The 6,365-nt window shown below is 34.0% G+C and carries 6 protein-coding genes; 1 reads left to right on the forward strand and 5 read right to left on the reverse strand.

The window, feature by feature from the left end; translation table 11 throughout:
• Positions 1-15: 15 nt before the first annotated feature.
• The 5 genes from AA089_RS20875 to rsgA form a co-directional block, all read right to left on the reverse strand.
• Complete coding sequence (locus tag AA089_RS20875) at positions 16-2,022, reverse strand: DUF3857 domain-containing protein (RefSeq protein ID WP_046758954.1); 2,007 nt, start codon at positions 2,020-2,022, stop codon at positions 16-18.
• Between the two features lie 29 nt (positions 2,023-2,051).
• Positions 2,052-3,959, reverse strand: coding sequence for a DUF3857 domain-containing protein (locus AA089_RS20880; RefSeq protein WP_046758955.1), 1,908 nt, complete (start codon positions 3,957-3,959; stop codon positions 2,052-2,054).
• A 109-nt stretch (positions 3,960-4,068) separates the two neighbouring features.
• Positions 4,069-4,521: a D-aminoacyl-tRNA deacylase gene (dtd, locus tag AA089_RS20885; RefSeq protein ID WP_046758956.1), complete on the reverse strand. Its 453-nt coding sequence runs from the start codon at positions 4,519-4,521 to the stop codon at positions 4,069-4,071.
• 19 nt (positions 4,522-4,540) lie between these two features.
• Entirely contained in the window at positions 4,541-4,723 is a 183-nt protein-coding gene (locus tag AA089_RS20890) for a hypothetical protein (protein ID WP_046758957.1), read from the reverse strand.
• A 14-nt stretch (positions 4,724-4,737) separates the two neighbouring features.
• Positions 4,738-5,691 (reverse strand): ribosome small subunit-dependent GTPase A, encoded by a 954-nt coding sequence (gene rsgA, locus AA089_RS20895; RefSeq protein ID WP_046758958.1) that lies wholly within the window; start codon positions 5,689-5,691, stop codon positions 4,738-4,740.
• A gap of 152 nt (positions 5,692-5,843) precedes the next feature.
• On the opposite strand from rsgA, the gene AA089_RS25035 reads away from it, so the two are divergent.
• Positions 5,844-6,017, forward strand: coding sequence for a hypothetical protein (locus AA089_RS25035; RefSeq protein WP_156169178.1), 174 nt, complete (start codon positions 5,844-5,846; stop codon positions 6,015-6,017).
• Positions 6,018-6,365 lie beyond the last annotated feature (348 nt).

A 6,365-nucleotide genomic window follows, 5' to 3' on the forward strand; every position in this document is an offset into this window, starting at 1 on the left:
TATTTACGTGAATTATTATATTTTTTTTAGGACGATTTTTTCTTGCTCTTTTTCTACTAACATTTTGTAAAACTCTTTTAAATTTCCATAGTAGTTAGAAGGTATAATAAGTGAGTTTATTTTTACAGAAGCGTTGAGATTGATCGATTTTCCTTTCTGAGAAATTATATATTTGAATTCGCCCAAATTGTCTTCCATTCCCATTGCTAAAGATTCCGGAATGGATTCTATTTCGTATCCGTCAGGAATTTGAATGGTTATTCGGTAGGTATCTTTCCACAAATAATTGTAATCTATTGGATATTCGCGTATTTCAGATTTGAAAGGGTTTTCGGTTGTGGCAAGAAAAAGTAATGGAGAGAAGTAAATTTTGTCTCCAATGATTTCTACTCTATCTTCGAGCGTAAATTTGTATGATTCGGTAACAGGTTTCCCAAGATTATTTTCGTTTTTAACGGTGTATTCTTCAATTTCAATGCCTTCAATTGCATTTTCTAGCTTTTCAAGATATTCATCTTTGTTGGCTTTGTTGTATGCTTTTCTAAATCTGAGTGCTCTGTTTTCGCTAAAGCTAGTGCGTTCTTGTCCTTCTACCACGCCATCTTCTCCAATTTTGAAACTGTACATACTTGTTTTGGTAGCATGTTTTTGAGGCGTTAAGTCAACTTCCGCAGAAGATCCTTCTTTTCTGACAACTCTACCAATCCAATTGATGGCTCTTTCTGGCAATACATTTGGCGTTGCGTAGATTTCGGTAGCATCAAATAGGATGATTCCGTTGTCTATTTCTACCGCACTGATGACATAGTTGAATCCTTTTGATGTTGGAAATAAAGGAATTCCGTTTTTACGCGTACTTACTAATACAGGATTTGCATTGATGCCAGCATATCGAAACATTGCCGTTAGCATTAAGTTGATGTCTGCAACATTGCCGACACCTTCTTTGTATGCTTTTTTAACTCCTTTGTCAGAAACGTATCCGTAGTATCCATTCCAGCGAACTTTTGTTTTTACATGGTTGAATATTGTTATTGCTTTTTCGGCATCTGTTGTCGCATTTTGAAGTAATCCGTCAATATCATCTTTGAAATAGCGTGTTTTACTGAGTTCATTTCCAAAACTTGGTAGTTTGTAAATACGTTCTACTATTTTCTCCCAAGAAGTGTTGTAGTTTTTTCGTTCGCCATTAAATCTTTCATAACTCGCCAATTCAAAAGCAATTGCAGTTGCATAGTTTTTTATGTTGTGTACATATGCTTCTTCTTTTACTGCAGGAACATTTTCTGCATTGATTTCATATATATTTTCATAGAATGTAACCGTTGCATTTTGAGTTTTTGAACGTGTTGTGTATACATTTGCAGCATTTGCTTTGTATGGAATAGTTAAGTTTCTATTTTTTTTGGATTCTTTAAAATCTACTGGAAAATAGCCTCTTGAATTTTTCTTGTAGTAGAAATATTTTGGGATTCTAATGTTGTTTTCTGTTTTGTTTACCGGAATATCGTATTGAATTTCCACATCATTAATTGTCCAACCTGAATCGACCAAGCGGTATTTGTATTCAATCACGCTTCCGTCTTTTACATTCGGAAATGTCATGGTTTTTTTGTTCCAATACTTGTTGATTTCTGTTTCAAAGATTCCGTCCTTTTTTAGCTTTGTTTTTTCTACTTTTCCATCTACCAAATTATAGGTATATCCTTTAATTCCAGATATTTCATCACTTGCATTGCTTCCTTGATATAGTGGAACTTCATGTGTTGCCCAGTTGTCGCCATCTTTGGTATAAATTTTTACACGGCGTGTAACTTCTGTAACGACATTCCATCCATCTGTTGTATTGAATTCAAAGAATGTTTTTCGGCTACTGTATAAGATTGCTGCATTTGCATCGGCTTCTAATGGGTGTTGTTTTTCGGCTAATTCTTCTTTGGAAACTTTCCCAAATTTAAATTCTTGCGCTTCTAAACAAGTTGCACAAAGCAAAGTCAGCACGATTAGAATATATGATTTCATAAAATATTATTAAAAAGGAAAGTGTGTATTTATTTTTTGACTAGAACGATTTTTGCGTTATCAAACTTGACAATTTTTTTAATGAATTTTCGATAGTTTTTGTAAGCGTCCTTAGGATATTCTCCGTCATTTATTTTGATAGATCGTTGATAAATTAGCGTTTCATCATCTTTTTGTGTGATGCTGAATGCGTAACTTCCAAATTCGCCTTCTAAGGTAATTGCGCTTGGAATAGCTTCAATTTTGTAGTCACTTGGTAATTTTATTTCGTATGTATCTTCATCATAAAATCCTCTTGAAATTTTAAGTGGAAATTTTCGCTTTCGATATCGATCAGGAATACTACTATATTTGTTTAAAGCGTTTGGCGCAAATAGAATACGATCGCCCGTTTGAACCGCATAAGCATCAGCTTTAAATTTGACTTTTTCCGTAAAAACAATATTTTCTTTATCATTTTCATGAACAATTTCATCAATAGATATGTTATTGATGTTTCGCCAGTAATTTTTATAATATTTATCCTTGTCCGTATCTGATTTGTCTTTGATATAAAAACGATTACTATACTGAATTCCTTTGGTAGTGATAGTAACATCAACAGCGATTGCGCCATTATTGTTTAGCGTGTACGAACCTGTAGTTTCTTGAAAATTTTCTTCCGTTGCGTATTTTTTTGTGTGTTTAATTTTTCCACCTTCAGGTGTTACAACCAACACATTTCTATCGTCTGTAAAGTCGCCAATAAAACCAAAAGGCATTTTCTGACTTGTACATTCGAGCCAAATATCGTCTCCTCCATTCGGAATGTTTAAGATGACATGATTTCCTTGTCCGAGCGATGCAAAATCACTGTATAAGTCTACGATTTCGTCGCCTGCTTGTACGACTGTGTAATACGACTCGACACCTGCAACTTTTAGCAAAGCCATCATATAGTTTGATAGTCCTTTACAATCCCCATAACTCACTCTGTCAACCTCAGCCGCTGGAATTGGTTGGTAACCGCCAATTCCTACTTGCACACTGATGTAACGTGTTTTGTTTTGCATGAATTCATAGATGAGTTTTGCTTTTTCTTTATCGGAAGATGCATCTGCGACTAAGCTTTCTATTTTTACTTTTGTTGCCGCATCTACTTTTGAACGTCCATCGATTAAGTTTTGATACACCCAAACTCCGAAATCATTCCAATCGTTAATTTCTGCATGAATTCCTTCATAGCTAAATTTATTGAGCGTTACGTAAGCTCTAGGTTTTATTGCTGCTTCCGAAGGACTTAATGACTCAGATTTTATCGCATTTACATTTTCAATTGTATAGTTTAGTCTTCCAGGCGCATCACTCGTAACAACTCCAAATTCTTCTAAATTGAGTTCTTTTTTGTAAAGTGTTAAAGATGATGGATAGCGCAATGTATATGTGTACTTTTCAACTCCTAAATAGTATTCTACAGGACTGAAAATAGGCAAATGCGCTGTGTTTGGTGTTTGTGTGGTATTTGTAAATACTGCGGTAAACGGATACGAAACAGGTGTGTAATCTATATATTTTACCCGAGAATCTGAATATAGTGTTCCACCTTCTACAGCACTTACATCTTTAAAATCTTTCTCTTTAATACGTTTGATTTGTTTGCCAAATTTATCATAGATTTTGACTTCTGCATCTTTTACTTTGATGTTGTCATCATACCAAATGACAGCTCTGATTTTATTTAAGCCGTTTTCATTTAGTACAGTTACAATACGTCTTTCAGTAATTTCTAAATCGTCAACAGCTTTGACATCAATATCTCTTTCATGTAGTCTAACAACAGCATTTGCGTTTTTTGTAAGTTCTTGCGGAAGCGTAAGATATGTGGTAAGATGTTCTTGAGCGAATACAACATTAATATTTAAGAATAAAAAGATTGCATATACTAATTTTATGCGCATACATATGTGTTTTTCAATAAAAAATATGGGGAATTACCGCACGAATATAAGAAAAGAATTTTATTTAACAAGTGTTGATTTACAAGCTTTCTTACGATAGAAACTATTTTTATTCTTTATTTTTTGTATCAATAATGATTGTTACAGGACCGTCATTTAAAAGTTGTACTTTCATATCGGCTCCAAAAATTCCTGTTTGCACTTTTTTCTGTAGGTCTTTTTCAAACTGATGAATAAACGCTTCGTATAACGGAATGGACGTTTCTGGCTTTGCAGCCTTTATATAACTGGGACGATTTCCTTTTTTGGTACTTGCATGTAGTGTAAATTGACTGACAACTATGGCTTCTCCTTTGATGTCTAGTATGGAAGTGTTCATGACGCCGTTTGCATCATTGAAGATTCTGAGTTTTGCTATTTTGGCAGAAAGCCAATTGATATCTTCTTGTGAATCAGAATTTTCTATTCCTAAAAGAATCAGCAATCCGTGACCGATACTGGCTATTTTTTTTCCTTCAACGGTAACACTAGCTTCAGAAACTCTTTGTATGATGGCTCTCATTTACGACGCAGATTATCACTTATTTTATGGGTGTTCGTATTCTTTTTTTCAGCAGTATAATAACTACGCTCAACAGCGCAAGTCCCATGTAAATAAATTTATCCTCTGATGCGCTATTTAGAATTGCACCTGCATAAAAGATGAGCGCTACTACAAAAATCATTTCTGCCCAATGCAACTTAAAATCTAGTTTGTATTTCATATCAACATGTGTTATTATCCTTCTTTAAACTCGTCTACACGGTAATTATTTTCATCGCCTTCAATCATTTGCAAGTAACTTTTGTAACGCGACCAAGCAATTTCTCCTTCTTCAACGGCATCTTTTACAGCACATTTTGGTTCGTCTACATGAATACAATTGTTAAATTTACAGTTGTTTTTTAAGGCGAGAAATTCTGGAAAGTAATCTCCAATTTCCTCTTTTTCCATATCTACAATTCCAAAACCTTTGATTCCTGGTGTATCAATTATTTTTGCACCAAATTCTAAATCGAACATTTCGGCAAACGTAGTGGTATGTTGTCCTTGTTTGTGTTGTTCGGAAATTTCTTTGGTTTTTAGGTTTAATTCGGGCGCAATGGCATTGACCAGCGTAGATTTTCCGACACCTGAATGTCCTGCAAACATACTTACGGTTCCTTTCATACGCTCTTGAATGGCGTTAATATTTTGCTTTTTTATGGCAGAAATTTCAATACATTCGTATCCAATATTTTCATAAATATCTTTGAGATATAGTACTTCTGCTCTGCGTTCAATTTCCGTATATGAATCTATTTTGTTAAATGTCAACACACAAGGAATGGCATATGCTTCAGCGGTCACTAAGAACCGATCAATAAAATTTGGAAATGTTGGTGGATTGTCAATGGTAATCAGCAAAAACACTTGATCAATATTGGCAGCAATGATATGTGTCTGTTTGGAAAGGTTGACAGATTTTCGAATGATGTAGTTTTTACGATCAAAAATTTCATCTATAATCCCAGTTTCAGTGTTGTTTTTGGTTTCCAGCGTAAAGTGTACCTTGTCGCCAACCGCAATAGGATTGGTACTTTTGATTCCTTTCAGCCTAAATTTACCTTTTATTCTACATTCATACGCTTTTCCTTCTTCAGTCTTCACCAAATACCAACTTCCCGTAGATTTATAAACAGTTCCTATCATTATGGCAAAGATCAAGATTATTCTTAAAAAAACAAAGGCTTATTGTACCGCTTTTCAATACTGTTATAATTATGTTAAGTACGGAATTCCCGTAAAGGTTCACAAGTTGTCATTTGTATATTAATAAAACTAATCTTATAAAAAGTAAAATTATGTTACAAAGTATTTTAAAATTAAAAGGCGTTCATGCGCTGACTAAGACAAAACAAAGTGAAATTGTTGGACAGTTTGGTAGAATCTGTTGCGAATGGTGTTCTGACGGAACATGCAATGGCTGGGTAAACTCGCCAAAAACTACCTGCCCGTTTGCAGCACCTTGCTCTTAAAAAAAGGGTTGCAAATAAACTTCACTTCACTTTTTTAGTACAATTCATTGCGTATTCATAAACTATAAATGCTCTTCATTGATGGTTTATGAACGCGCAATAGCGTTTCTTTTTTCTAGGTAAAATTATTTCTTCTTTTGAATCATTATTAATTTCAAAACTATAATTATTATGAAAAAACGAAATTTGAAAAGTTTACAATTAAACAAAGTAGCTATCTCTAGTTTGAAAGGTGGAGAATCAGTCGATGAAACAACAAACTGTTATGAAACGTATTCTTGTGAAGAAAGTTTCCCTTTTCCATATACACATCATATGTTTACTGATTGTCCTTCTATTCCTGATCCA

It is taken from the genome of Kordia jejudonensis, assembly GCF_001005315.1.
Lineage (GTDB): Bacteria > Bacteroidota > Bacteroidia > Flavobacteriales > Flavobacteriaceae > Kordia > Kordia jejudonensis.

What these genes read in the sequence shown, in the direction of transcription:
- AA089_RS20875 (WP_046758954.1), bottom strand. Translation starts at nt 2,022, where the DNA reads ATGAAATCATATATTCTAATCGTGCTGACTTTGCTTTGTGCAACTTGT.
- AA089_RS20880 (WP_046758955.1), bottom strand. Translation starts at nt 3,959, where the DNA reads ATGCGCATAAAATTAGTATATGCAATCTTTTTATTCTTAAATATTAAT.
- dtd (WP_046758956.1), bottom strand. Translation starts at nt 4,521, where the DNA reads ATGAGAGCCATCATACAAAGAGTTTCTGAAGCTAGTGTTACCGTTGAA.
- AA089_RS20890 (WP_046758957.1), bottom strand. Translation starts at nt 4,723, where the DNA reads ATGAAATACAAACTAGATTTTAAGTTGCATTGGGCAGAAATGATTTTT.
- rsgA (WP_046758958.1), bottom strand. Translation starts at nt 5,691, where the DNA reads ATGATAGGAACTGTTTATAAATCTACGGGAAGTTGGTATTTGGTGAAG.
- AA089_RS25035 (WP_156169178.1), top strand. Translation starts at nt 5,844, where the DNA reads ATGTTACAAAGTATTTTAAAATTAAAAGGCGTTCATGCGCTGACTAAG.